17 protein-coding genes and 1 riboswitch are annotated in these 25557 nt (G+C 72.4%); of the genes, 6 read left to right on the top strand and 11 right to left on the bottom strand.

Annotated elements, in window-relative coordinates:
- Positions 1 to 197: 197 nt before the first annotated feature.
- Positions 198 to 1343, top strand: a complete 1146-nt coding sequence (locus AC067N_RS21580; RefSeq protein WP_478680496.1) for an RNA polymerase sigma factor — start codon at positions 198 to 200, stop codon at positions 1341 to 1343.
- Between the two features lie 204 nt (positions 1344 to 1547).
- On the opposite strand, the gene sucD is transcribed toward AC067N_RS21580, so the two are convergent.
- The 8 genes from sucD to AC067N_RS21620 form a co-directional block, all read right to left on the bottom strand.
- Positions 1548 to 2432, bottom strand: coding sequence for a succinate--CoA ligase subunit alpha (gene sucD / locus AC067N_RS21585; RefSeq protein ID WP_055523184.1), 885 nt, complete (start codon positions 2430 to 2432; stop codon positions 1548 to 1550).
- Positions 2433 to 2451: 19 nt separating this feature from the next.
- A complete protein-coding gene (sucC, locus tag AC067N_RS21590) occupies positions 2452 to 3630 on the bottom strand; it encodes an ADP-forming succinate--CoA ligase subunit beta (protein WP_478680497.1) in 1179 nt (392 codons plus the stop codon).
- Positions 3631 to 4198: 568 nt separating this feature from the next.
- Positions 4199 to 6412 carry a hypothetical protein gene (locus AC067N_RS21595; protein WP_478680498.1) on the bottom strand — a complete coding sequence of 738 codons (2214 nt, stop codon included), beginning with the start codon at positions 6410 to 6412 and terminating at the stop codon, positions 4199 to 4201.
- 256 nt (positions 6413 to 6668) lie between these two features.
- Complete coding sequence (locus tag AC067N_RS21600) at positions 6669 to 7058, bottom strand: hypothetical protein (protein ID WP_478680499.1); 390 nt, start codon at positions 7056 to 7058, stop codon at positions 6669 to 6671.
- Positions 7059 to 8053: 995 nt separating this feature from the next.
- Positions 8054 to 9208, bottom strand: a complete 1155-nt coding sequence (locus AC067N_RS21605) for a vWA domain-containing protein (protein WP_478680500.1) — start codon at positions 9206 to 9208, stop codon at positions 8054 to 8056.
- Between the two features lie 44 nt (positions 9209 to 9252).
- Entirely contained in the window at positions 9253 to 9420 is a 168-nt protein-coding gene (locus tag AC067N_RS21610; RefSeq protein WP_478680501.1) for a hypothetical protein, read from the bottom strand.
- Complete coding sequence (locus AC067N_RS21615) at positions 9417 to 11918, bottom strand: DUF5682 family protein (protein ID WP_478680502.1); 2502 nt, start codon at positions 11916 to 11918, stop codon at positions 9417 to 9419. Before AC067N_RS21615 ends, AC067N_RS21610 begins: the two co-directional genes overlap by 4 nt.
- Complete coding sequence (locus AC067N_RS21620) at positions 11915 to 13090, bottom strand: ATP-binding protein (RefSeq protein WP_478680503.1); 1176 nt, start codon at positions 13088 to 13090, stop codon at positions 11915 to 11917. The genes AC067N_RS21615 and AC067N_RS21620 overlap by 4 nt, the downstream gene beginning before the upstream one ends.
- A 133-nt stretch (positions 13091 to 13223) precedes the next feature.
- Between AC067N_RS21620 and AC067N_RS21625 the strand changes: the two genes are divergently transcribed.
- The gene (locus AC067N_RS21625; RefSeq protein WP_478680504.1) at positions 13224 to 14582 is read left to right on the top strand and encodes an SWIM zinc finger family protein; all 1359 of its coding nucleotides are present in this window, start codon (positions 13224 to 13226) and stop codon (positions 14580 to 14582) included.
- Positions 14583 to 14664: 82 nt separating this feature from the next.
- Entirely contained in the window at positions 14665 to 16296 is a 1632-nt protein-coding gene (locus tag AC067N_RS21630) for a DUF5691 domain-containing protein (protein WP_478680505.1), read from the top strand.
- 253 nt (positions 16297 to 16549) lie between these two features.
- Here AC067N_RS21630 and AC067N_RS21635 read toward each other — a convergent pair whose 3' ends face one another.
- Positions 16550 to 16966 (bottom strand): cobalamin B12-binding domain-containing protein, encoded by a 417-nt coding sequence (locus AC067N_RS21635; RefSeq protein ID WP_478680506.1) that lies wholly within the window; start codon positions 16964 to 16966, stop codon positions 16550 to 16552.
- 694 nt (positions 16967 to 17660) lie between these two features.
- Here AC067N_RS21635 and AC067N_RS21640 point away from each other — a divergent pair.
- Both AC067N_RS21640 and AC067N_RS21645 read left to right on the top strand, forming a co-directional pair.
- Positions 17661 to 18521 (top strand): lipase family alpha/beta hydrolase, encoded by an 861-nt coding sequence (locus AC067N_RS21640; protein WP_478680507.1) that lies wholly within the window; start codon positions 17661 to 17663, stop codon positions 18519 to 18521.
- Positions 18522 to 18937: 416 nt separating this feature from the next.
- Positions 18938 to 20518, top strand: coding sequence for a M23 family metallopeptidase (locus AC067N_RS21645; RefSeq protein WP_478680508.1), 1581 nt, complete (start codon positions 18938 to 18940; stop codon positions 20516 to 20518).
- A gap of 121 nt (positions 20519 to 20639) precedes the next feature.
- Here the strand turns inward: AC067N_RS21645 and pcrA are convergent, their stop codons facing one another.
- Complete coding sequence (pcrA, locus tag AC067N_RS21650; RefSeq protein ID WP_478680509.1) at positions 20640 to 23138, bottom strand: DNA helicase PcrA; 2499 nt, start codon at positions 23136 to 23138, stop codon at positions 20640 to 20642.
- 275 nt (positions 23139 to 23413) lie between these two features.
- Positions 23414 to 23586, top strand: a riboswitch (cyclic di-AMP (ydaO/yuaA leader).
- A gap of 9 nt (positions 23587 to 23595) precedes the next feature.
- Between pcrA and AC067N_RS21655 the strand changes: the two genes are divergently transcribed.
- Positions 23596 to 24786, top strand: a complete 1191-nt coding sequence (locus tag AC067N_RS21655; RefSeq protein ID WP_478680510.1) for a C40 family peptidase — start codon at positions 23596 to 23598, stop codon at positions 24784 to 24786.
- Positions 24787 to 24835: 49 nt separating this feature from the next.
- Here the strand turns inward: AC067N_RS21655 and AC067N_RS21660 are convergent, their stop codons facing one another.
- Complete coding sequence (locus AC067N_RS21660) at positions 24836 to 25189, bottom strand: hypothetical protein (protein ID WP_478680511.1); 354 nt, start codon at positions 25187 to 25189, stop codon at positions 24836 to 24838.
- Positions 25190 to 25557: the final 368 nt, after the last annotated feature.

Below are 25557 nucleotides of genomic sequence, written 5' to 3' on the forward strand. Positions count from 1 at the left end.
GGGTCGGTCGGGTCGGTCGCATGCGTCACGTCCGCCATGCTCCCAACGACACACGATGTGCTCACGTAACAGGTGCTTTGCGCACGTGTCGCCCAATATATGCTTATGTGCTTTTTTGTACGCAGAATGGCTCCGCAGCGGCACCGGAGAACCGCCCTACAGCGTTCTCATCGGGGTTCCGCGCGCGAGGGCCACCGATGACCAGGGCCAAGGCCCCGGCCGAAGCGGGGTCCCCGCCCGCGTCCCGGATCCGGACCGCCGATCGCACTCACGAGACCGAGGACGGGTCCGCGGCTGATGCGGGTGATGCCGGGTCCGGTGCGGAGGCACCGGACGTCGCCGAAGCTGTCGCCGAAGCGCAGGGCGAGGCGGAGGCACCGGGTGATACCGGGGCGCCGATCGAGGCCCGGGCGGCGGCCGGGACGGCGGCCGGGGCGGCACTCGGCCCGGCCGACGCCGAGTGGTATGAGCAACCCCACCGCACGGACGCGGAGGCCTCCGCTGATCCGGCGCTCGCTCCCCCGCCTCTGACGCCCGCGCAGGCCTTCGACGCCCTCTACACGTCCTGTGCTCCCACCCTCGTGCAGCAGACGTATCTGCTCACCGGGAGCTGTCGGCAGGCCCGCGACGCGGTCGAGCGCGCCTTCCAGCTGGCCTGGCAGCAATGGCCGGAGGTGGCCGTCGACCCGGACCCGGCCGGGTGGGTGCGCGCGATGGCCCACGAATGCGCCCTCTCGCCCTGGCACCGGCTGCTCCCGCGTCTCACCGGCCGGTTCCGCGGCCCCGAGCCGGAAGCGTCGGAACCGTCGGAACCGAGCGGCCGCGCCCTGCTGGCCGAACTGCAGAAGCTGCCTTCCCCGTACCGCCGCACCCTGGTCCTCTACGACGGGCTGGGGCTGAACCTGCCGGAGACGGCAGCCGAGACGGAGGCGAGCACCCCGGCGACGGCGGGGCGTGTGCAGTACGCGCGCACGGCCGTCCTGGCGGGCCTCCCGGAAGAGGTGGCGCCCGAGGAGCTGCACCGGCTGCTGAGCGAGTCGTCGGCAGACGTCCGGCCCCGCTCCACCACGCCGATCGCGCTGCGCACCAGGGCCGATCTGCGCGCCCGGCGCTGGATCCACGCGGCCGTCGTCTTCACCAGCGTGCTCCTCACCGCCATCGCCCTGACCCTCCGCACGGCCCCCGACCGCTACGAACCCCCGGTCCCGCCGGGTGCCCCCGTCCGCGGAGTCCCCCCGAAAGCGGTCCCGGGCGCCCTCTCCGACGCGCAGCTCAAGCTTCGGGCCAAGCTCAGGGCAGCGCAGGCCGCAGGGCCCGAGCGACTGCACCCGGAAGCCGGATGAGCCGGCGGACGAGCCGCCCGGCGCCATGGCCACGTACCGTGACCGCCCCTGGGCCGGTCACGGGAAACACGACGGGCCCGCACCCCCGGCAGGGGTGCGGGCCCGTCCGACGTTCAGCCGAGGCGAAGGCCGGTGCCGATCGACGGAAGCCGACGGTCAGCGCCATGTCGCCGAAGCCGATGCCGGCGCCGTATGTCCGTCGGCTCAGCCGCCCAGGATCTCCCGCGCCAGCTTCGCCGTCTCGGTCGGGGTCTTGCCGACCTTGACGCCGGCGGCCTCGAGGGCCTCCTTCTTCGCGGCGGCCGTGCCGGAGGAACCGGAGACGATGGCGCCGGCGTGGCCCATGGTCTTGCCCTCGGGCGCGGTGAAGCCCGCGACGTAGCCGACGACCGGCTTCTTCACGTTCGCCTTGATGAAGTCGGCGGCACGCTCCTCGGCGTCGCCGCCGATCTCACCGATCATCACGATGAGGTCGGTGTCGGGGTCGGCCTCGAACGCGGCGAGCGCGTCGATGTGGGTGGTGCCGATGACCGGGTCGCCACCGATGCCGACGGCCGACGAGAAGCCGATGTCACGGAGCTCGTACATCATCTGGTACGTCAGCGTGCCGGACTTCGACACGAGACCGATGCGGCCCGGCTTGGTGATGTCACCGGGGATGATGCCGGCGTTCGACTGACCGGGGGTGATCAGGCCGGGGCAGTTCGGACCGATGATGCGGGTCTTGTTGCCCTTCTCGACCGCGTACGCGTAGAACGCGGCGGAGTCGTGCACCGCGATGCCCTCGGTGATGACGACCGCGAGGGGGATCTCCGCGTCGATGGCCTCGACGACGGCGGCCTTGGCGAAGGCCGGCGGTACGAAGAGGACGGATACGTTCGCGCCCGTCTTCTCGATCGCCTCGGCGACGGTGCCGAAGACCGGGATCTCGGTGCCGTCGACGTCGACGGTCGTGCCCGCCTTGCGCGGGTTCACACCACCGACGATGTTCGTGCCGTCGGCCAGCATGAGCTTGGTGTGCTTCATGCCCGTGGCACCGGTCATGCCCTGGACGATGACCTTGCTGTCCTTGTTGAGGAAGATAGCCATGGCTGTGTGTCCTCGTCCCTTACTTCGCAGCCGCGAGCTCGGCGGCCTTGTCGGCCGCGCCGTCCATGGTGTCCACGCGCTGGACCAGCGGGTGGTTGGCGTCGGAGAGGATCTTGCGACCCAGCTCGGCGTTGTTGCCGTCGAGGCGGACGACGAGCGGCTTGGTGACTTCCTCGCCCCGGTCCTTGAGCAGCTGGAGCGCCTGCACGATGCCGTTGGCGACCTCGTCGCACGCGGTGATGCCGCCGAAGACGTTGACGAAGACGGACTTGACGTCCGGGTCGCCGAGGATGATCTCCAGGCCGTTGGCCATGACGGCGGCGGAGGCGCCACCGCCGATGTCGAGGAAGTTGGCGGGCTTGACGCCACCGTGCGCCTCACCGGCGTACGCGACGACGTCCAGGGTGCTCATGACGAGACCCGCGCCGTTGCCGATGATGCCGACCTCGCCGTCGAGCTTGACGTAGTTGAGGCCCTTCTCCTTGGCCGCGGCCTCCAGCGGGTTGGCCGCCGCCTTGTCCTGGAGCTCCTCGTGCCCGGGCTGACGGAACTCGGCGTTCTCGTCCAGGGACACCTTGCCGTCGAGGGCGATGACCTCGCCGGAGGCGACCTTGGCCAGCGGGTTGACCTCGACGAGGAGCGCGTCCTCGGCGACGAAGGTCTTCCACAGGGTGACGAGGATGTCGGCCACCTTGTCGGCGACCTCGGCCGGGAACTTGGCGTCCGCGACGATCCGGCGGGCGACCTCGGGGGTCACGCCCTCGTTGGCGTCGATCGGGGTCTTGGCGACGGCCTCGGGTCGGGTGGCCGCCACCTCCTCGATCTCCATGCCGCCCTCGACGGAGGCGATGGAGAGGAAGGTGCGGTTGGTGCGGTCGAGGAGGAAGGAGACGTAGTACTCCTCGACGATCTCCGGAGCGGTCTCGGCGATCATGACCTTGTGGACCGTGTGGCCCTTGATGTCCATGCCGAGGATGTCCGTCGAACGGGCGACGGCCTCGTCCGGGGTGGCGGCGAGCTTCACGCCACCGGCCTTGCCTCGACCACCGACCTTCACCTGAGCCTTGACGACAGACTTGCCGCCCAGCCGCTCGGTGATCTCGCGCGCCGCCTCAGGCGTGTCGATGACTTCACCGGCCAGCACCGGTACACCGTGCTTGGCGAAGAGGTCCCTCGCCTGGTACTCGAACAGGTCCACGCGCTTCCGTCCCTATCAGTGATCGCGGTTCGTTGGATGCGTGGGCGTGCCGCGAAGGGCAACGTGACGTCCGCCGAGAGTCACAAGGGAGGCGCACACGGTGTCCGAGCGCGCGGCATGTCCGTCTCGCAGGTTATCGCTGGTTCCGGGAGCCCCCTAAATCGCGCGTCACACCTGAGCGGTGATACCTGTCACATGATGCCGCGCTCACTGGCACGGCGTGCCGGATGTGAGCCGCATGTGCGCCGGATTGCGGGGCCTCACCGGACTGGGGTGCGCCCGGTGAGGCCCCTTTTCCAGGCCTTCCCCCTGACTCGGAAGGACCCGGGGCGGGTGATCGTCTCCCCGATGAGGACCACCCGCCGTCCCTCCGCCGGTCTCCACCCGAACCGACCGACGGCTTCCGGCCGTCCGGGTTTCCACCGGCGGAGAGGAGAACTACGGAGAGGAGAACTACGGACCGGCTGTCCTCACCCGGCCGCCCTGATCGGCGGCCGCGCGGGACATGACCCCGCCGGGCTCCGCGTGGGGCGAGGCCCCGTCGGGCGCCGCGTGGCAGCGGGCACCGTCAGACGCCGCGCGGGACGTAGCGCGGCGCGACCGCGTCGGCGAGGGCATCGGCGCCGGTGACGGCGTTGCCGGCCAGCGGGGCACCGGTCGCGCGGACGGTCCCGGTGAGGTCCTGCGCGAACCGGGCGGCCTGACCGGCGAACGGGCCGGCCTCTCCCGCGACGCCGTGCGCGAAGGGGGTGACGTCGTCCGCGACGCCGTGGGCGAAGGGCGCCACGTCCCCCGCCACGCCGTGCGCATAGGGCGTGACGTCACCCGCGACGCCGTGCGCGAAGGGCGCCACGCCCTCCGCCACGCCGTAGGCGAAGGGCGCCGTGCCCCCCGCCACACCGCCGGCGAGGCGGGTCGCGCTCCCGCCGGCACCTTCGACCACGGGGCTGACGTAGCCGACGGCTGCGTCCGCGACCGGCTGTACGGCACCGACGGTGCCGTCCGCGAAGGGCCGCACGGCGTCCACCGTGCCGTCCGCGAACGGCCGCGCGTCCTCTGTGACCAGGTGCCCCGCGAACGGCGCCGCGTCCTCGGTGACCAGCTGCCCGGCGAAGCCCGCCGCACCCTCGGCGACCTGCTCCGTCGCGAAGGCGGCCACGTCGTCCGCGACCAGCCGGTGCGTGAACGGTGCGACCTGGTTCCCGATCAGTTCCGTCGCCGACGGAGCGGCCCCGCCGACAACGCCGTGCGCGAACGGCGCCACGTCGCCGGCGACGCCGTACGCCACCCCGCCCGCGTCCCCGACCGTCTGCCCGGCGACGGGCAGCATCGCGTCCACGGCGGTGCCCACGACCGGCGGAAGCACCGCGTCGGTCGTGCCGTCGACGGCTTGGGCGGCGACACCGGAGGCATACGGCGGCACGTCGGCCACGATGTGTCCGGCGAGCTCGGACGCGTCCCCCGCGGCCCCTCGGCCGAGCGTGTGACCCGCGGCCACCGCATGCGCGGCGAGAGCGGTGGTCTCGGCGAGGACGCTCCGCGCCATGGCGGCGGTTCGGGCGACCGCGCCGTGCGCCACGTACGTGGTGTCGGCGACCGCGCCGTGCGCCACTGCGGTGGTGTGGGTGGTGGTCGTGCCGGTGAGGGTCGTGATGTCACCGGCGGCACGGCCCGCCACGGGGGTGGCACCGTCGACGGCGGCGCCGACGACCGGGGGCACGACGGCGGTGACGGTCTCGTCGACGACCGGGGTGACCGTGCGGGTGGCCGCCGGGGGAAGTCCCTCGACCGTGCCGATGGCGGTGCCATGGGCGTCCGCCACCGCGCAGGTCACCTGGGTGCGGGCGGTACCGACCCCATCGACGGCAGTCGTACGGACCTCCCCGGCCCGGCCCGTGATGTGGGCCGGAACCGCGGCGACCGCGGACCGGCCGGCGGTCGTGGCGCCGGTGACCTGCGACCGGGCCTCGCCGGTCGCCGCCGTGAAACGGGTCCGGGCGCCGCCGGCGATGCCGTGGGCCGTGGAGCGGGCGGCGGTTGCCGTGCGCTCCGCGCCGGTGGTCAGGGCGTGCGTCCTCTGTCGTGCCATGCCACGGGCCGCGTTGCCGGTGCCGTGGAGCCTGGTCTGGGCGGCGGCGAGCGCCTCCTCCAGTTCGGGGGCGAAAGCGGCCAGCGGACCGAAGAGGTAGTCGATCTCGTCGCCGGGGCTCTGCCGGTCGGCGGCCGCCGCCCGGGCCGTACCGGCCGCGGACGCCGTGGCCGCGGACGCCGTGGTCGCGGCCTCCGTGGTCGCGGCCTCCGTGCCGGTGACCTTGTCGGCGGCGTGCGAAACCGTGCCGTCGACATAGCGGCGAGCCTGATCGGCGGCCTCGACGGGCGTGGTGGCGGTCTTGCCGGCCTTGGCGGAGACGTCGGAGACATCGGAAACGTGGGAGAGGTAGCCGGTGACGGCCCTCACCATGTCGCCCGGCTTGTCGGACGCCGGCCCGGCCGTGGGACCGCCGCCGCCTGTCCCGGCCGGGCCGCCGGCCTCGCCGGACGAGGTGACGTCCGAGGCGCTGCCGGTGATCTCGGAGAGGGCGCCGTCCACGGTGCCGGTGGCCGTACGCAGGGTGTCGGCGACCGGGCCCGCGGCGTCCGTGTCGGCGGTGTCGGCGCTCACGTCGGGCACGGTGACCGCCGACGCGGACAGCTCGTCCGCGCCGGCGACGGTGGACCCGAGCGCCCACGCCCCGGTGACACCGGCGGCTATGACGATGGAGCGGCGGATGTTCTTGTTCATGTGTACGTCAGTTCCTTCGGGAATCCGAGTCGTGGGAACCGGGTGGGGAACCGTGACCGGTGCCGCCGCTTCCGTTGCGGTCCCCTTGCGGGGACCTGCGGCTGTGCACCCGGCGTGGTCGCCTCCGTCGCTGCGACGGGTCGCGGTACCGGTTCCGAGGGGCTTCGTCCGGGCCTCCGGGAAGGGGAGGGACGTTCCGGACCGAGGGCGGATCTGTCGCGCCCCCGCTCGACAAGCGCGGCGGGGGCGGTCTGCCCTACCCGGGGAACTCGGGGATGTCCCGGTGCCGGTCCCGGGTCCCGTCCGCGGCGTCGGCCGCGGTGGCGCCGGGCGCGAGGCCCAGCAGCGCCCGGTGAAGAGAAGTGACGGCATGGGGCTCGGTGTGCCGCGGCCCGCCGTTGTCGCCCGCGGAGTGACCGCCGAGGGCACCCGTGGGCACACCGTCGGGACCCTGCGGCCCGGGCGTCCGCCCGACACGCGCGTCCCCTGCCCCGGCGTCACGGTGGGGCGCCGCCACGGCCAGGTCACCATCGCCGGCGAACGGTCCGTGCACGACGGGAGCGGGACCGACTCCCCGCTCACGGGTGCCGTCCACGCCCTGGTCGGCCTCCGCGGACCGCTCCCCGCCCGGCTCCTGAGGCGTCACGTCGACGGGTGACGTGTCCCCCGGCAACGCGGGCCACGCAGGTACCCCGGGCAGCCGAGGCGGTTCCGGCAACTCCGGAAGCCCCGGAAGACCGGGACCGCCCGGCCACGAGGGCATCTGAGCCCCCGGTGGGAAGGACGGCGTATCCCCCGACCCGTCGGTCACCGACTCCGCGACATCCCCGACCGGCCGCACCACACCCTCGGCGACCGGCCGCAGAACGTCCTCGGCGACGGGGCTCAGGACGCCCCCGCTGACGGGGCTCAGGACGCCCCCGGCGACCGGCCTCAGCACGCCCTCCGTGACCGGCCGCGCAATCCCATCGATGACCGGCCGCGAGGCTTCGTCGATGACCGGCCGAGGCGCTTGGGAGGTGACCGGCTGTACGACGTCCCGGGCGCCCGGCCGCTCGACGTGCTCGGTCACGGGCCGCTCGACATCCCGCGTGACGGGCCGCTCCGCATCCCGCGGCACCGGCTCGGCGGTGTGTTCACGGACAGGCGGCACCATGTCATCGACCGCGCCGGTGACTTCGGCGACCGAGTCGGTGAGAGCGCCCACCACACCAACAGGCCCGCTACCACCCGGCCGCGTATCCACGGCGCTCGCGCCGACAGCAGTCGAAGTGGGCGCGTCTTCCGCTGCGTTCGCCCGTCCCCCGCAGAGAATCCCGAGGACGAACAACCCTCCCACCACCAGCAGGACCCGCACCACACGGCGCCCGGCGGCCCCGCGCAACCCGCGCAGGGCGGCGCCGGCACCTGGAAGCGCGGCTGTCGGGGTCAAAGCGGGGAGGTTCCTCCCGTGCGGCGGTACTTCGGGGTACGGGGCGGAGATGCGAACACCCGTATGAAGGCTGTGAAGCGTTGCCGATCCTCGCACGGACCGACCGCCGTCGCGCAAGCCCCACGTCGCCGATGCACTGTCATGTCCGCTTTCAACCACCCCTGTCCGGTACCTCGCCCTTGTCACCGCGTCCCACGGGTCAGGCTCCCTCAGGCGCTGTCCGGTATCGGCAGCGGCCGCTTCTCGATCGCCGCCGCCATCACCTCGGGGAAGAGGTCGGGCGTACAGGCGAACGCCGGTGCGCCGAGGGCGGAGAGGGCCGCCGCGTGCTCACGGTCGTACGCCGGTGCCCCTTCGTCGGAGAGGGCGAGCAGCGTCACGAACTGCACCCCGGACGCCTTCATCGCCGCCACCCGCTTCAGCATCTCGTTGCGTATGCCGCCCTCGTAGAGGTCGCTGATCAGCACGACCACCGTCTCCGCGGGCCGGGTGATCTGCGACTGGCAGTACGCCAGCGCCCTGTTGATGTCCGTGCCTCCGCCGAGCTGGGTGCCGAAGAGGACGTCGACGGGGTCGTCGAGCTGGTCGGTGAGGTCGACGACCGCCGTGTCGAAGACGACGAGCCGGGTGCTGATGGACCGCATCGACGCGAGCACCGCCCCGAACACGGACGCGTAGACGACCGACGCCGCCATCGACCCCGACTGGTCGATGCAGAGGATGACCTCTTTCTTCACCGACTGCGAGGCCCGCCCGTACCCGATGAGCCGCTCCGGCACGACCGTGCGGTATTCCGGCAGGTAGTTCTTCAGGTTGGCCGCGATCGTGCGGTTCCAGTCGATGTCGTGGTGGCGCGGACGGCTGACACGGGCACTGCGGTCGAGGGCACCGGTGAGGGTGGCCCGGGTGCGGGTGGCGAGCCGCTTCTCCAGGTCCTCGACGACCTTGCGCACGACGGCCCGCGCCGTCTCCTTCGTCGTCTCCGGCATGGCCTTGTTGAGGGAGAGGAGGGTGCCGACGAGGTGGACGTCGGCTTCCACCGCCTCCAGCATCTCCGGCTCCAGCAGCAGCGTGGACAGCCCGAGCCGGTCGATCGCGTCGCGCTGCATGACCTGGACGACGGAGGAGGGGAAGTACGTCCGGATGTCCCCGAGCCACCGCGCCACCGACGGCGCCGACGCCCCGAGCCCCGCCGAACGGTCCCGCCCCGTCTGCGGCTTGTCCCCCTTGCCGTACAGCGCGGTCAGCGCCTGGTCCATCGCCGCGTCCCGTCCGCCGAGCGCGCATCCGGTGCCGTCGGCGGAGTCACCGCCGAGCACCAGCCGCCAGCGCCGCAACCGCTCGTCGGCCGCGTCCCCACGCACGCCCCCCACCGTCCCCATGGCTCCCTCCGCCGACCTCCTCGTCGTCATCCGCCCACCCCCGTGCGGGGGCGGGCCCACAGCGGCATCACCCGCACGGTCGTCGTGGACCGGTCGCCCGACCGGGGCCCCGGCGCGTGGCCGTGCCCGTCCCCGGCGGCCACCCCGCCGGCGGCTCGCCCCGTCTCCCTCAGTCCGTCCGGCGTCATCGTCATCCCGCCACCCCCACAAGGTCGTTGTCATCGATGTGCGCCCGGTCGTCGTCCAGGCCCAGCAGCAGCCGCACCACCGGCAGCACCGCGTCCGCGCGCTCGCCGTCGAGCTCGTCCGCGAAGCCGGGCGCGCCGGACCCGCCCGCCGCCGCCGCGCTCTCCCGCCCCGGTCCGCGCCGCACCAGCTCGCCGAGCGTCCTGCGCACCCCCGGCTCGTACGCCGAGAACGTCCGCCGCAGCAACGGCAGTACGTCCGTGAACGCGTCCCCCGGCACGCCGGTCAGCCAGGCGTCGACCAGCCCGAGGAGCCGTTCGTCGTGGACCAGCAGCATTCCGCCGCCCGAGCCGCCGCCGACGAACCCCTCGATCCATGCCGCCGCGTCGGCCGGCGCCGTGCCCGGCGACAGCACGAGCCCCATGAGCCGGGCCGCCTCGTCCTGCCCCAACTGACCCCCGTCGAGCAGGAGTCGTACAGCCCGGCCCCGGATGACGCCCGGCACGGTGTCCCGACCGGAGAGCACCCGCAGCACCGCGTGCCAGCGGTCCCGTAGGTCACCGTGTCCCGCGTCGGCGGTGTCGCCCAGCAGCCCGACCGCCGCGTGCACCGCGTCCGCATGGCGGCGCATCTCCTGTGCCGCCTCCGCGTCGAGCGCGGCGCAGGCCGGCGGCAGTCCGACGAAGATCCGCTCGGCGAGCCCGGCGGCGACCTCGGAGAGTGCCCGGGTGTCGGTGGCGCGGACGTCGCCGTAGCGGAGGGACCGGACCAGGGCCGGGAGGGCCTGGGCGAGGTGGGCGACGTCGGCGTCGAGTGCGGCGCGGTCGGCGAGGACCCGCATCACCACGGGCAGCGCGTCGGTCAGTTCGGCCAGCAGACAGCGCTCGGCGAGTGCGGTGATGTCGGCGAGCGACTGGGCGGAGAGGGCGTCCGACTCGGCCTTCGCGGTCGCCGCCGCGAGCACCGTCGTCCCCCACACCCCGGCCTCGGCGACCCGCACCGCCAGCTCCGGCTCCCAGCGCAGCCGCCAGGTCTCCCGGAACGTCCCCGTGCTGTTCCGCGACACCGCGGGCTCGCCCCACTCGACGCCGAGCAGCCGCAGCCGGTGCAGGAGACGGCTGCGCTCCGCGTCGTTCTCCTTGCGCAGGTCGAGCTCCAGCTCCCGCTCCAGGGCCTCCGGCTTGAGGCGCAGCCGCCGCTGGAGCCGCGCCAGGTCCCGCTGCAACGGCACGGCCGGCGCCGCCGCGGGGACCTCCCCCAGCACATCCCCGACCACCAGCCGGTCGTGCACCAGCGACAGCGGCATGTCCGAGCCCTCGCACATCACGGCCCGTACGGCGTCGGTGGTCTCGGTGAGGCCCGGCAGGGGGCGACCGCGCATCGCGGCCAGCGTCTCGGCCAGCCGTACCGCCTCGATGACATGGGCGGAGGACACGATGCGGTCCTCCTCGCGCAGCAGGCCGGCCACCTTGGTCAGCCAGCGCTCGACCGGACGGTCGGGAGCCCCGAACAGGTGTCCGTACCAGCCGGGTGAGTCGATCCCCGCGCCATAGCCGCTGGCCCGGGCGAGCCTCCGGTGTGTCCACGGCACCCATGTCATGTCGGCCTTGACCTTGGGCAGCCCCTTGAGCAGGGCCCGGTCGGCGGCCATCGTCCGCTTCTCCCGCAGTGCCGGCACATGCCAGGCTCCGCACACGACGGCCACCTCGTCGTCCCCGAACTCCTTCTGTGCGGCCCGTGTCTGCAGGCGCATGTACGCCTCGCGCACCGGGTCGCGGTCGTGGCCCCCGATCCCGTATACCTCCCGCAGCGCGCCCATGGCCTCCGCCAGCGCGGCGAACGGCGCGAACGCGTCCCCGTCCGTCCCCCGGTGCTCGACCACGTCCTCCCACCAGCGCTCCGGGTCGTCGTAACCGGCGGCTTCCGCGAGCGCGGCCAGCGGATCGACGCGAACCGTGGATCCCACGGACCCCGAACCGTCGTCGGCGTTCCCTTCGACCGGTTCGGCACCACCTGCCCCGGTCCGCTCGTCGGCCTCGGCCTCGGCCGCTTCGGGGGCGGCCTCCCCCTGCGCTCCCTGAGTGGGCCCCTCCGCCCCCGACGTCGGTCCTTCCGGCTGCGCTGCCGCGGCGTCCTCCCTCCCCCAGGCCAGCGTGTGCGTGGCCGGGAGGTCGATGAAGCGGGCGGGGACCGCGTGCTCCAGGGCCCAGCGGATGGCCACCCACTCGGGCGAGAACTCGGCGAGGGGCCAGAAGGCGGACCGGCCGGGCTCGTCGACCGCGTGGGCCAGGAGGGCGACCGGGGGCCGCATGTCCTCGTCGGCGGCGAGCGGGATCAGGGCGTCCGCCTCCGGCGGGCCCTCGATCAGCACGACCCGGGGCCGGGCCGCGTCCAGCGCCGCCCGTACCGCCCGCGCCGAGCCGGGGCCGTGGTGCCGTACACCGAGGAGCAGTGGTCCGGCGCCGGACGGCCGCGCGCTCTTCTGGCGCTCCTCCCGGGCCGTCACGCGCTCACCTCGCGGCAGGCGCGGTAGAAGTCGGTCCAGCCGTCGCGCTCGCGTACGACCGCCTCCAGGTACTCCCGCCAGATGACGCGGTCGGCGGCCGGGTCGCGGACGACGGCGCCGAGGATGCCCGCGGCCACGTCGGAGGGGCGCAGGACGCCGTCGCCGAAGTGGGCGGCGAGGGCTAGCCCGTTGGTGACGACGGAGATCGCCTCGGCGGTGGAGAGCGTGCCGCTGGGCGACTTCAGCTTCGTACGGCCGTCCGTGGTGACGCCGTCGCGCAGTTCGCGGAAGACGGTGACGACACGGCGGATCTCGTCGATGCCGTCGGGCGCGGTCGGCAGGTCGAGGGAGCGGCCGATCTGGTCGACGCGGCGCGAGACGATCTCGACCTCGGCGTCGGCGCTCTCGGGCAGCGGCAGCACGACGGTGTTGAAGCGGCGGCGCAGGGCGCTGGACAGGTCGTTGACCCCGCGGTCGCGGTCATTGGCCGTGGCGATGAGGTTGAAGCCGCGGACGGCCTGCACCTCCTGCCCCAGCTCCGGGATGGGCAGGGTCTTCTCGGACAGGATCGTGATCAGGGTGTCCTGGACGTCGGCCGGGATGCGGGTCAGTTCCTCTACCCGGGCGGTCATGCCCTCGGCCATGGCGCGCATGACCGGGCTGGGCACGAGGGCGTCCCGGCTCGGGCCGTGGGCGAGCAGCTGCGCGTAGTTCCAGCCGTAGCGGATCGCCTCCTCCGGGGTGCCGGCCGTGCCCTGCACGAGCAGGGTCGAGTCGCCGCTGACGGCCGCCGCGAGGTGTTCGGAGACCCAGGTCTTGGCGGTGCCGGGCACTCCGAGCAGGAGCAGGGCGCGGTCGGTGGCGAGGGTGGTGACGGCGACCTCGACGATGCGGCGCGGGCCGACGTACTTCGGTGTGATCACCGTGCCGTCCGGGAGCGTCCCGCCGAGCAGATACGTGGCGACCGCCCACGGGGAGAGCTTCCAGCGGACCGGGCGCGGCCGGTCGTCCTGGGCCGCGAGCGCGGCGAGTTCGCCAGCGAACGCGTGTTCGGCGTGCGGGCGCAGCTCCTCGCCTCCGGTGTGCTCACGCTCTCCGCGCGCACCCGTGTTCGCGGGCGCGGACTGGTTGCGGCTCGGGTCGACAGTGGTCGCTTCTACGGACGCAGGCATGGCTGAGTCCCCCTCCAGCTCGGCCGGTTCGGATCTGCTGACCACACTGCACCACACCACTGACAATCCAGTCTGACCTGCGGAAATCCCTTGGCGCAAGCCAATTGTCAGTGGTGGGATCTACCTTCGGAACATGACTCAGCAGGGGGTGCGCTGGACGGCTGAGCAGGTGCTGGCACTGGCACCTGACGCAGCCTCGCGCAAAGCCGGAAGCAAACTCGCCGCGGCCGGACCGTGGTCGCAGGCGGGCACTTCGGACGAGGGGACGGTGTGGGGACTGTGCAAAGGCAGTGGAAGCAAGCCGTATCAGACTGTGGTCGACGTCGCGGACTCATCCGGGCCCGCGTACAAGTGCAGTTGTCCGAGCCGCAAGTTCCCGTGCAAACACGCGCTGGGACTGCTGCTGCTCTGGGCGGGCGACGCCGGTGCGGTGCCGCCTGGGCAGGCGCCGGACTGGGCGGAGCAGTGGCTGGAAGGCCGCCGCAGGCGCGCAGCGGAGAGGACGACGAGGACGGGCGCGGCATCTGGGGCCACGTCCGCTGACCCCGAGGCGGCGCGTCGCCGGGCCGAGCGGCGCGCCGAGCGCATCACCGCGGGCGCGACCGAGCTCGAACAGCGCCTGACCGACCTGCTCCGCGGCGGACTGGCCGCCGCGGAGCAGGCGGGATACGGCCTGTGGGAGGAGACGGCCGCCCGGATGATCGACGCGCAGGCTCCCGGACTCGCGGCGCGGGTCCGGGAGTTGGGCGCCATACCGGGATCGGGAGCGGGCTGGCCGGTCCGGCTCCTGGAGGAGTGCGCCCTCCTCCACCTTCTCGACCAGGGCTGGCTGCGCCGGGAAAGCCTCCCGGAGGAACTCGCGGCGACGGTCCGCTCCCGCGTCGGTCTGTCGGGCCCCGCAGACGGGCCCCCGGTCCGCGACCGCTGGCTGGCCCTCGCCCAGTACGACACATCGGACGCCCGTCTCACCACCCGCCGTATCTGGCTCCACGGCGCCGAGTCGGGCCGAACGGCCCTGCTCCTGTCCTACGGGGCGGCCGGCCGCGCGCCGGAACTGTCGCTGCCGGTGGGCCTGGCGTTCGAGGCGGAGGTGTCCGCGTACCCGGGCGGCGGCCGGCTCCGAGCGACCCTGGGCCGGCGGTTCACGGCGCCCGCACCGGCGGACGTACGGCCGCCCGGGGTGACTCCGGCCGAGGCGGCGGCACGCTACGGCGAGGCTCTGCGGGACGACCCGTGGCTCGACTCGTACCCGGTCACCCTCGCGCGCGTCATACCCACCCCGGACGGCGACTCCTGGCAGCTGACGGACCCGGACGCCGGCTTGGCCCTGCCCCTCACTCCGTCCGCCCGGTCACGCCCCGGTCTGTGGCGCCTCGTCGCCCTGTCCGGCGGCGCCCCCGTCACGGTCTTCGGCGAATGCGGCCACCGGGGCTTCACTCCGCTGACGGCGTGGGCGGAGGAGTCGTCGGGACAGGCGGTCGCCCTGTGCTGAGCGACGGCGGCACCGGGCGCACTCGCCCCGGCCGACGGACCGGCCACTCCCACCCGACCGGCCCCGCACGGAAGGAATTCTCATGACCAGAACGTCAGCAGCCCCGGCGGGGTCCGCCTGGGAGGAGCTAGTCACCTCGGCGCTGCTCGGGACGGACCGCCGTACGCCTCCGGTGCCGGTGTCCGGACGTGAGGCACCGGTGGCCCTGCTGGACGCGGCGGCGGTGGAGACCGTACGGCGCCGGGCGGGGCTTCGCCCCGTGCGGGCGGCGGCACGACCGCAGCCCGCCCCACCGGACGGACGGCCCACACTGCCGCCGGCTGCTGCCCGCCGCCTCGCGACGCTCCTGACGGACCGGCCCGGTACGGGTGGCGGTCGCCGGGGGACGGCGCCGGACCTGATGGAGCTGCTGCCCCAGTGGCTGGCTCTGGCCAACGCGCACGGGTACGCGGCGCCACCGGAGATGCTGCCCGCGCTGCTCGACGCGGCGCGCGGCCGTACGGATCTGCGCACCGCCGCCCTGACCTTCGCGGGTACGCGCGCGTTGTGGCTGGCCCGGCTGAACACGGACTGGCGTTTCGCGCTGCGGGCCGCGCCGGGCGGCAGTTCGGCGCTGCCCGGCCCGGACGAACCGGAGCGCATACAACGCCTTTGGCTGGAGGGCCTGTTCGCCGAACGCGTGGCGCTGCTCACCACCCTGCGGGCGCAGGACGCCGCCGTCGCACGGGAGTTGCTGGCCACCACCTGGTCGACGGAACGGGCCGAGGACCGGCTAATGTTCCTCGACTCGCTCCGGACGGGGCTCGAAGCGGCGGACGAACCTTTCCTGGAGGGGGCGTTGGCCGACCGCAGTCGCAATGTGCGGTCCACCGCGGCCGAGTTGCTGTCCGCGCTGCCCACTTCGGCGCTCGCCGGCCGGATGGCGCGGCGGGCGACCGCGTGCGTGGCCGTGGACCATACGGGTGACACGCCCACGATCGTGGTCGAGGCGCCGCACGAGTGCGACCCGGGCATGGAGCGCGACGGCGTCCAGCCCAAGGCGCCCACCGGCCGGGGTGAACGGTCCTGGTGGCTGGGCCAGTTGGTGGAGGCGGCACCGCTCGACGCCTGGTCGGCACGGCTCGGCGGCCGTACGCCGGAGGAGGTGGTGGCCCTGCCGGTCGCGGACGACTGGCAGGCGGAGCTGCACGGCGCCTGGTGCCGTGCGGCGGTACGCCAGCGTGATCCCCGCTGGTCGCGGGCTCTGCTGGGGGCGCCCGTCACCCCGGAGGCGGGTGGGCCGGGGGCCGTGTCGCTCGCCGAGCGGGCGAAGCTGCTGGCGACGCTGGACGCCGACGAGCGGGCCGCGTGGGTCGCCGGGTTCATCGGGACGCACGGCCTGTCGGAAGCGTTCCAACTGCTCGGAGTGTGCGACGTCCCGTGGGCTCCGCCGCTGGGCCGGGCCGTGGTGGACGCCCTCGACATCGCGCGGGACGCGGGCAGTTACCCCTGGAGCTTCAGCGGGGTGATGGGCCTGGCGGAGCGGTGCCTGGACCCCGGCGAGGCGGCCCGACTCGAACCGCTCACGGCGGCCACGGAGGAACCGGAGGGAGCGGCGCCGGGCGCCGGGGGCTACTGGGCCGAGGCGTTCCAGCGCCTGGCGACGACGTTGCGGTTGCGCGCGACGATGACGGCGGAGTTGGCGCCGGACGGTAATCCGGGGGGCGCCCAGTAGCTCGGGGGTGCGGGTTCGTTGGCGGGTGCGGGTGGTTCGTGGTTTCTCGCGCAGTTCCCCGCGCCCCTTCAGGGGTCGGGCCTGCGGCCCGCCCTTCACAGGAAAAGCACGGGGCGCAGCCCCGGTCGCTTTTCAGGGGCGCGGGGCGCCGACACCATGCGGTTCCGCCGCGTGGGCGCGACCAGTCCCCACGCACCCGCACAGACACACGCGGCCGAAGCCCCGCCCCCGCCTCGCCCCCGGAGGGAACCGGCTACGCGCCGGCCGGCTGCCGCACGTTCGCCCGCACCCAGTCCACGATCGACGCCGTCGTCGCCCCGGGCGTGAAGATCTCGGCGACACCCTTCTCCTTGAGGGGCGCGATGTCGGCCTCGGGAATGATGCCGCCGCCGAAGACGAGGATGTCCTCGGCGTCGCGCTCCTTGAGGAGATCGATCACGGCCACGAAGAGCGTGTTGTGGGCGCCCGAGAGAATGGAGAGCCCGATCGCGTCGGCGTCCTCCTGGATCGCGGTGTCGACGATCTGTTCCGGCGTCTGGTGGAGGCCGGTGTAGATGACCTCCATACCGGCGTCGCGCAGCGCCCGCGCGATCACCTTGGCCCCGCGATCGTGGCCGTCGAGTCCCGGCTTGGCCACCACCACGCGGATCGGACCGGCTGCCACACCCATCACTGCCTCCATGAAACGACTACACCCATCCGTAACAGAGCACGGCCGCCAATACCGCGCGCACCGCGAAAACCGCACATATCACTACCCGCCGCACCGGGCATGTCCGCATGTCATCAGTTCCACAGAACAGCCACCCGCACCACACACCGGGGAAGTGAACGAACGTTATCCCCAGCATCCCGCAACCGGCAGTTTCGCGGTGGGGACCGAGGGGGAAATCACACGGTGGGACACGTTCGCCGCGCACTGTTCCCGGTTCTCGCGGCTCACGCGTCGCGGGAACCGAGGTGCCCCGGCGGCCACGCCGAGACACCTCAGCCCCCGTGCCGCGCGCGCCACGAACGGGAGCGGGCGCGAAAGGAGGGCCGTCAGCAGGCGCCGCACCACCCTCGCCGTTCACGGGAGCCACGGCGGTGGGGCGACGTCGGCGGACGGTGGACGGCAGGACAGCGGGGGCCGGAAGGAGGATCGACGGCTCCCGTAGCGTCACCGGCGCCCCACGCGTCGCGTACGCACCACGCGTTGCACCGATCGGAGGCATCCGGACGCCCCGGATGTACGCGGACGCACCAGGCGTCGCAGATGATCGGCCTTCGCGTCCACGCCGCCCGCCGACCGCACCCGCGGGCTCTCCACTAGGGCATACGGGGGACGCCGGCCGTCCGGCCGTCTGCCGACGGGAGGGTCGGGCATGAAGGTCACCAGGGCGGCAGCGCCCCTTCTTCCGCTCTGCGAGCGGCTCCTGCCCATCAGGCTGGCCGGTCTCTCGATGGCCCTGCTCAAGGCGACCGCCCTGGAACTGGCGATCCTCGCCGGACATCTGCTGCTCTACCCCTCCGGGATCATCCAGGAGCGCCGGATCACTCCGCTGCCCCCCTCGACTGACGCGCCCCGGCTTCCGACGCAGGACAAGCCTCCGGTGGTGCTCCTGCACGGCTTCATCGACAACCGCTCCGTGTTCGTCCTGCTGCGCCGCGCCCTGGCCCAGGACGGCGGCCGGCACCTGGAGTCCCTCAACTACTCGCCGCTGACCTACGACATCCGAACCGCCGCCGAACTGCTCGGCCGGCACATCGAGGACATCTGCGAGCGGACGGGCCGGGAGCAGGTGGACATCGTCGGGCACAGCCTGGGCGGACTGATCGCGCGGTACTACGTGCAGCGGCTCGGCGGCGACCACCGCGTCCGCACGGTCGTCACGCTCGGCACCCCGCACGGGGGCACCCAGGTCGCGCCGCTCGCGAACGCGCACCCGATCGTCCGGCAGATGCGGCCCGGTTCGGAGCTGCTGGAGGAGCTGCGCGAGCCGGCACCGGGCTGCCGTACGCATTTCGTGGCGTTCTGGAGCGATTTCGACCATGTGATGGTTCCGGCGGAGACCGCCTGTATCGACCACCCGGACCTCATGGCGCGGAACATCCAGGTCACCGGCATCGGTCATCTCGCACTGCCCGTGCACCCCACCGTCGCCACCGAGATCCGCCAGGCACTGGACGCGACCCCCACCGCGACCCGCCCCGCCGCGCACCCGGGCGGCCTGACCGTGGCGTGACACCGGCCGCGACACGATCGCCGTGCCGCACCACCGCCTCCCCCGAAGCGCAGCCACGACCCGATCGCGGGACATACCGCCGTAAACGCGGCGCACCTCCACACGCCCCCACCATGCGCCGGAATCGCGACACCCTTCCGGAAGGCATCCACGCGCCCCCTGGGCGGCTCGCCCGCGCATCGAGGAGCCCGCGCAAACCGGGAACCCGGCCGCCTCACAAGCCCCACACGGCCGCCGATTATCGAACAGGCTTCGAACGCAAGGCCAAACTCGTCCCCACAGACCGCCGAAAGACGCTCGAATGCCCGTTTCCTACGGCCGTGAAACCCGTTGAAGATTGTCGCGCCCGCGTACCGCCGGGTACAGTCACCCGCACTGCTCTGCCAGCCCCTGTCGTCGAGGCGAAAGAGAAGTTGGTGAACGATCGTCACCCGTCGGGGACCGCAACATCCCCGGCCCCGGCCTCCGATGCCGACCCGGCGCAGTACGCGTCGTACGGCCACCAGGAAGCCGGTTACGGCGACTTCACCACGTACGGCGATTACGCCGCCACTGGTTTTGACTCCGGCACGAGTGCCCCGGAGGGCGCCACCGGAACCTTCGAGACCGACCCTCTTTTCGGTGACCTTCCGGGCAACGACCCGGGCACCGGCTCCTACGACGCCTCCCAGTGGTCCACGGGCAGCCACCAGACGCTGAACTACGACCCGTACGCGGCGCAGCACCAGGCCGCGTACGACACGGGCAACTACGACACCACGTCCTGGTCCGCCGGTTACGAGCACCTCGCCCAGGTCCCGGCCCAGTCGGCGGGTCCGGACGCCAGCGGCCAGTGGGACGCGAGCGGCTGGCTCCAGGCCGAACAACTGGCACAGACGGACCAGTTGGACGCAGGCCAGACTCAGCAGTGGGTCGGGGTGCAGCACTTCGCGACCGGCGTGTTCGACGCCACGCAGTGGAACACGGACGGCGCGTCGGCCTCCGACGAGCACGACGGCGGCGACTCCGAGTCGTACGGTGACAGCGCCTCCGAGCCGTCCGAGGCCCACGAGCACCCCTCACCCGAAGCGGTGGAGTTCGCCCAGCAGGCAACCGCCACCTTCGAGCAGGTCACCCCACACGACCAGGACCAACCCCTCCTCCAGGACGGCGAGTTCGAGGCCGGCGACGTGGAACACGCCGCGCTCCTCGACGACCAGGAGGAGGTCACCCCGGCCCCCAGGAGCGCGAGCCCGGGCCGCGCGGCCACTCGCGCGGCCTCGCGATCACGTCGCCGCGCTCCGGCCAAACGTTCCGCCCTGCTGACCGTGGCCGTTCCGTCGGCGTGCGTCATGGGTGTCGCGGGCATCGCGGCGGCCTCCGTGGGCGTCGGCGGGGGCGACACGGAGACGACGGCGGCGACCAAGTCGGACGCCACCGCCGTGAAGCCGTCCACCGCCAACAACCAGCTCGACACCCAGCTGGAGAGCCTCTCCGCGGAGGCGGACGACTTCGCCGACCGCGCGAGCCGCACACAGGAGCGCATCGACCTCAAAGCCCAGCAGGAGCTGGAGCAGAAGAAGGCGGCAGCCGAGGCGGCCCGCAAGGAGCGGCTGCGGCCGAAGTTCGCCCTGCCGGTCGCCAAGCACGGGCTCAGCGCGTTCTACGGGCAGTCCGGTGTCAACTGGATGTCGCAGCACACGGGTATCGACTTCCCCGTCTCGTACGGCACGCCGGTGATGGCCGCGACCGACGGCACCGTCCGCACCCAGTGGAACCCGGCCTACGGCAACATGGTCGTCGTGACGGCCAAGGACGGCACCGAGACCTGGTACTGCCACCTCTCCACGTACAAGGTCGCCTCCGGCGCGACCGTCAAGGCCGGCGACGTCATCGCCTACTCGGGCAACTCGGGCAACTCGACCGGACCGCACCTGCACTTCGAGGTCCATCCGGCCGGCGGCTCGGCCATAGACCCCCTGGCCTGGCTGCGCAGCCACGGACTGGACCCGACGTAACCCGCGCACCGAACCGGACCGGGCAGAGTCGAACAGGACCAGGCAAGGAAGCGGGCCCCTGCTGAGCAGGGGCCCGAGTCATGTCGCCGGGAGCTCGCCGCCGAGCCTCCGATGACCCTCGCTACAGTTTCTCCACCGGCGCGTACCGCAGCAGTAGCCGCTTCGGCTTGGCGTCGCCGAAGTCGATCGTCGCCTCCGCGTTGCCTCCCGTGCCCTTGACGGCGACGACGGTGCCGAGGCCGAACTGGTCGTGGGTGACACGGTCGCCGACGGCGAGGGAGACCACAGGCTTCTCGTTGGTGCGACGGGTGGCGAAGCCGGACGCGCCCGAGGCGGAGGAACGGGAGCGCGACGACGACAGCGACGACGCGATCCCCGAGGCCGGACCCGAGGACATCGGCGCGGAGGCTCCGGTGCGCTTCCACTCCAGATAGGTGGCCGGGATCTCCTCCAGGAAGCGGGAGGGCGGATTGTACGACGGCTGGCCCCAGGCGCTGCGCATCGAGGACCGGGTGAGGTAGAGCCGTTCCCGCGCGCGGGTGATGCCGACGTACGCGAGCCGGCGCTCCTCCTCCAGCTCCTTGGTCTGGCCGAGGGCCCTCATGTGCGGGAAGACGCCGTCCTCCATGCCGGTCAGGAAGACGACGGGGAACTCCAGGCCCTTGGCGGTGTGGAGGGTCATGAGAGTGATGACACCCGAGCCGTCCTCGTCCTCGTCGGGGATCTGGTCGGAGTCGGCGACCAGCGCGACCCGCTCGAGGAACTCGGCGAGACCGGCGGACGTCGCGCCCCCGCCCTCACCTGCACCTGCCTCCTGCTCGAACTCCAGGGCCACGGCCGCCAGCTCCTGGAGGTTCTCGATGCGGGTCTCGTCCTGCGGGTCGGTGGACGCCTGCAACTCGGCCAGATAGCCGGTCCGTTCGAGGACCGCCTCCAGAACGGTCGCCGGACCGGCACCCGACTCGACGACGGTCCGCAGGTCCTCCAGCAAGGTGTTGAACCGCTTGACCGCGTTGGTCGACCGGGCGGCCATGCCGTACGCCTCGTCGACGCGCTTCAGCGCCTGCGGGAAGCTGATCTTCTCGCGCTGGGAGAGGGCGTCGATCATCGCCTCGGCGCGGTCGCCGATGCCGCGCTTGGGGACGTTGAGGATGCGGCGCAGCGGGACCGAGTCCTCCGGGTTGGCGAGGACACGCAGGTAGGCCAGGACGTCCCGGACCTCCTTGCGCTCGTAGAAGCGGACACCGCCGACGACCTTGTAGGGCAGGCCGACGCGGATGAAGACCTCTTCGAAGACACGGGACTGGGCGTTGGTCCGGTAGAAGACGGCGACGTCCCCGGCCTTGGCGTGCCCCGCGTCCGTCAGGCGGTCTATCTCGTCGGCTACGAACTGGGCCTCGTCGTGCTCGGTGTCGGCGACGTAACCGGTGATCTGCGCGCCGGCGCCCGCGTTGGTCCACAGGTTCTTGGGGCGGCGGGACTCGTTGCGCTCGATGACGGCGTTGGCGGCGGAGAGGATCGTCTGCGTCGAGCGGTAGTTCTGCTCGAGCAGGATCGTGGTCGCGTTCGGGTAGTCCTCCTCGAACTGGAGGATGTTGCGGATCGTCGCACCGCGGAAGGCGTAGATCGACTGGTCGGCGTCACCGACGACGCACAGCTCGGCGGGCGGGATGTCGTACTCGCCGGGGGGTACGTCGACGGGGTGCTCGGAGGTGCCGACCAGCTCCCTGACCAGGGCGTACTGGGCGTGGTTGGTGTCCTGGTACTCATCGACGAGGACATGACGGAAGCGTCGGCGGTAGTGCTCGGCGACGTCCGGGAAGGCGCGGAGCAGATTGACCGTCGTCATGATCAGGTCGTCGAAGTCGAGCGCGTTCGCCTCGCGGAGGCGGGACTGGTAGAGCGCGTAGGCCTGGGCGAGGGTCTTCTCGAAGCCGTCGGAGGCCTGGGCGGCGAAGTCCTCCTCGTCGATCAGCTCGTTCTTCAGGTTGCTGATCTTGGCGCTGAAGGACTTGGGCGGGAAGCGCTTGGGGTCGAGGTCCAGGTCCCGGCAGACCAGGGCCATCAGGCGCTTGCTGTCGGCGGCGTCGTAGATCGAGAAGGAGGAGGTGAAGCCCAGCTTCTTGCTCTCGCGGCGCAGGATGCGGACGCAGGCGCTGTGGAAGGTCATGACCCACATCGCGTTCGCCCGGGGTCCGACGAGTTGTTCGACGCGCTCCTTCATCTCGCCCGCGGCCTTGTTGGTGAAGGTGATCGCGAGGATCTGGCCCGGGTGGACGTTCCGCTCGCCGAGGAGGTGGGCGATGCGGTGGGTGAGCACACGGGTCTTGCCGGAGCCGGCCCCGGCCACGATGAGCAGGGGGGAGCCGGCGTGCACGACGGCCGCGCGCTGGTTCTCGTTCAGCCCGTCCAGGAGCGCCGCCGCGTCGATCGCGGGGCGCGGGGCACCGTCGCGGTAGTAGGCGTCCCGGTCCGGCGGCACGTCGAACTTCCCGCCGAACAGATCGTCCGGAATCGGCTCCGGCACATGATCGTCCTCGGGCGGCGGCGGGGGCTCCTCGTCACGGCCGCGGGGGGCCCGGAGATCCGCCAGGAAGCTGTCGTCAAAGAGGCTGCTCATCGCTCTCCGAGTCTAGGCGCCCCCACTGACAGCGAGGGGCCGCCCCGGGAAGTCCGTACGGGGCGCGCTCCGGTCCGCTCCCCGCGGAGCCACCGGCCACCGGTCGCACCGACCTCATCGCGGTGAGTGATCGAACGTACCACCTATCGCGCCCGCGAGGTCAAGGTCACGAAAACGTATCGGGCATATCGAACATCAACCTTCACACGGGCCACAACAGTTGGCTAGCGTCTTGGGTCAGGCCGTACGACCCAACCGGCGAACGTCGCCGGGCCGCACGGCCTCCGCCGAGTCCGGTACGCCCCTCACGGCAGCCGGAGCCGGGGACCCACCGACCTCTGGGGTGAATCGACCCGACCGCCGTACGCGGCGAGGGCCGTAGGGCAAACCTTCCGAAGCTTCCGCCCGAACCCGACAGCTAACTCGGTAGGCGGACTACGGAAGGAGTCGCCGAACCATGGCGCCGCACCGCAAGCCGCGTCCGGCCGGCCGAACGCGCGCGGGTATACGCACCCCCGCTCTCGCCACGGCCGCCCTCACCTCCGTGGCCCTGCTCTCGCAGACGGCCACCGCCGCACCCTCGGCCGACGACAAGCCGAGCCTGGAGGAGGTGGAGAAGAAGGTAGGCGACCTCTACCGCCAAGCCGAGACGGCGACCGAGAGCTACAACTCGGTCAAGGAGAAGACGGCCAAGCAGAAGAAACAGGTCGACAGCCTCCTCGACGACGTCGCGAAGCGGACGGAAAAGCTCAACGAAGCACGCGAGGAACTGGGTTCGTACGCGGCCGCCCAGTACCGCACGGGCGCCGCCGCCCCCGACACGGCGGCCCTGCTCCTGGCGGACGACCCGCAGGAGTACTTCGCCCGGAACCAGTTGATGGACCGACTGACGGACCGCCGGCAGGAGGCCGTCGACGAGTACGTCACCCAGCAGGCGGAGACCTCGAAGCGGCGCCAGGAGGCGTCCGCCGGTCTCGACCGGCTCACCGAGTCGCAGAACGCCCTCAAGGCCGGCAAGGCCAAGGTCCAGGCGAAGCTCGCCGCGGCCCGCGAACTGCTCTCCCAGCTCACCGCGGAGGAGAAGGCCCGGCTCGCGGCGATCGAGCGGCGGGAGCAGGAGGAGGCCGACCGCAAGGCGGAGGAACTGGCGCGGCAGCAGGCGGCGGCCCCGTCACGGGCCGATTCGGCCCAGCCGCAGGAGACCCAGCAGGCCCAGGAGCCCCAGGAGACCCCTCAGGACACCTCATCGGGCACCGGGACCACGACAACGGTCGAGGACTCCACCTACGCCGCGAAGGCCGCCAAGGCCCTCACCTTCGCACGCGCGCAGATCGGCAAGCCGTACGTCTGGGGCGCCACCGGCCCCGGGTCCTACGACTGCTCCGGTCTCACCCAGGCCGCCTGGAAGGCGGCCGGCGTCGACCTCCCCCGCACCACCTACGACCAGGTCAACGCCGGCACGACCGTCCCGCTCGCCTCAGCCCGCCCCGGCGACCTGATCTTCTTCTACGACAACGTCGGCCACGTCGGCCTCTACATCGGCAACGGCATGATGATCCACGCCCCGAAGCCGGGAACCTACGTCCGCGAGGAGTCGGTCTTCTACGACGGCGAGTCCTCCATCCACAGCGTGGTGCGGCCGGCGTAGCGGCCGGACGGCCGGGGAGGCGGCCGGTCCGCCGGGGAGGCGGGCCGGCTCAGGTCCAGAGCACCGCGATGAAGACGTTCGCCATGGTGAGCGCACCCACCAGCCCGAACAGCGCCTTGTCCACGGCCTCGTCGTCGCGCTTCACGTACACCAGTCCCATGATCACGACCAGCAGGGCCATCTTGATGCCGATCTTGATGTTGTTGACCGGCTGGTCGTCGGCCTGGTTGAGGCCGACGAGGACCGCTCCGGTGATCAGCATGGTGAGCGCGCCGTGCAGCATGGCGGGGACGAAGCGGGCGGTGCCCTGGCCCATGGCTTTCATCTGGGTGAGAAAGCCGCCCAGGAGGGCGGCGATCCCGATGATGTGGAGCGCGACGAAGAGGTGGATGAGTACGTCCATGGGCGGAGCCTAATGAGGGAGCGATGACCGGCCGGGCACCGGGGGCGGGTACCTCGGACGGGGGTTCGGACCATCGCCCCGCGCCCGGAGACGGCTCGCGCCGCACGGACGATCTTGCATATATGCGCTCCATAGCACCCCCTCACTCCGCCCCGGCGCGGAATCCTCGCATCGATCATTACACAGCGTGATCATGGCGGCGCCGCGGCAAGATCACGGTCACATACGGTCACCTCGCGGCCTGTGCGCGCCACTTCCGTACAACGCGTCACAGGGCCGGCACAGCCAGGTTTAACGTCCTCCCTCAGGTGACCGGCTCCCCACCGCCGCCCGGGCCAGGGGCGGCAGTCGGACACCACCGCCGAGAA

It is taken from the genome of Streptomyces sp. NPDC042364 (assembly GCF_056437585.1).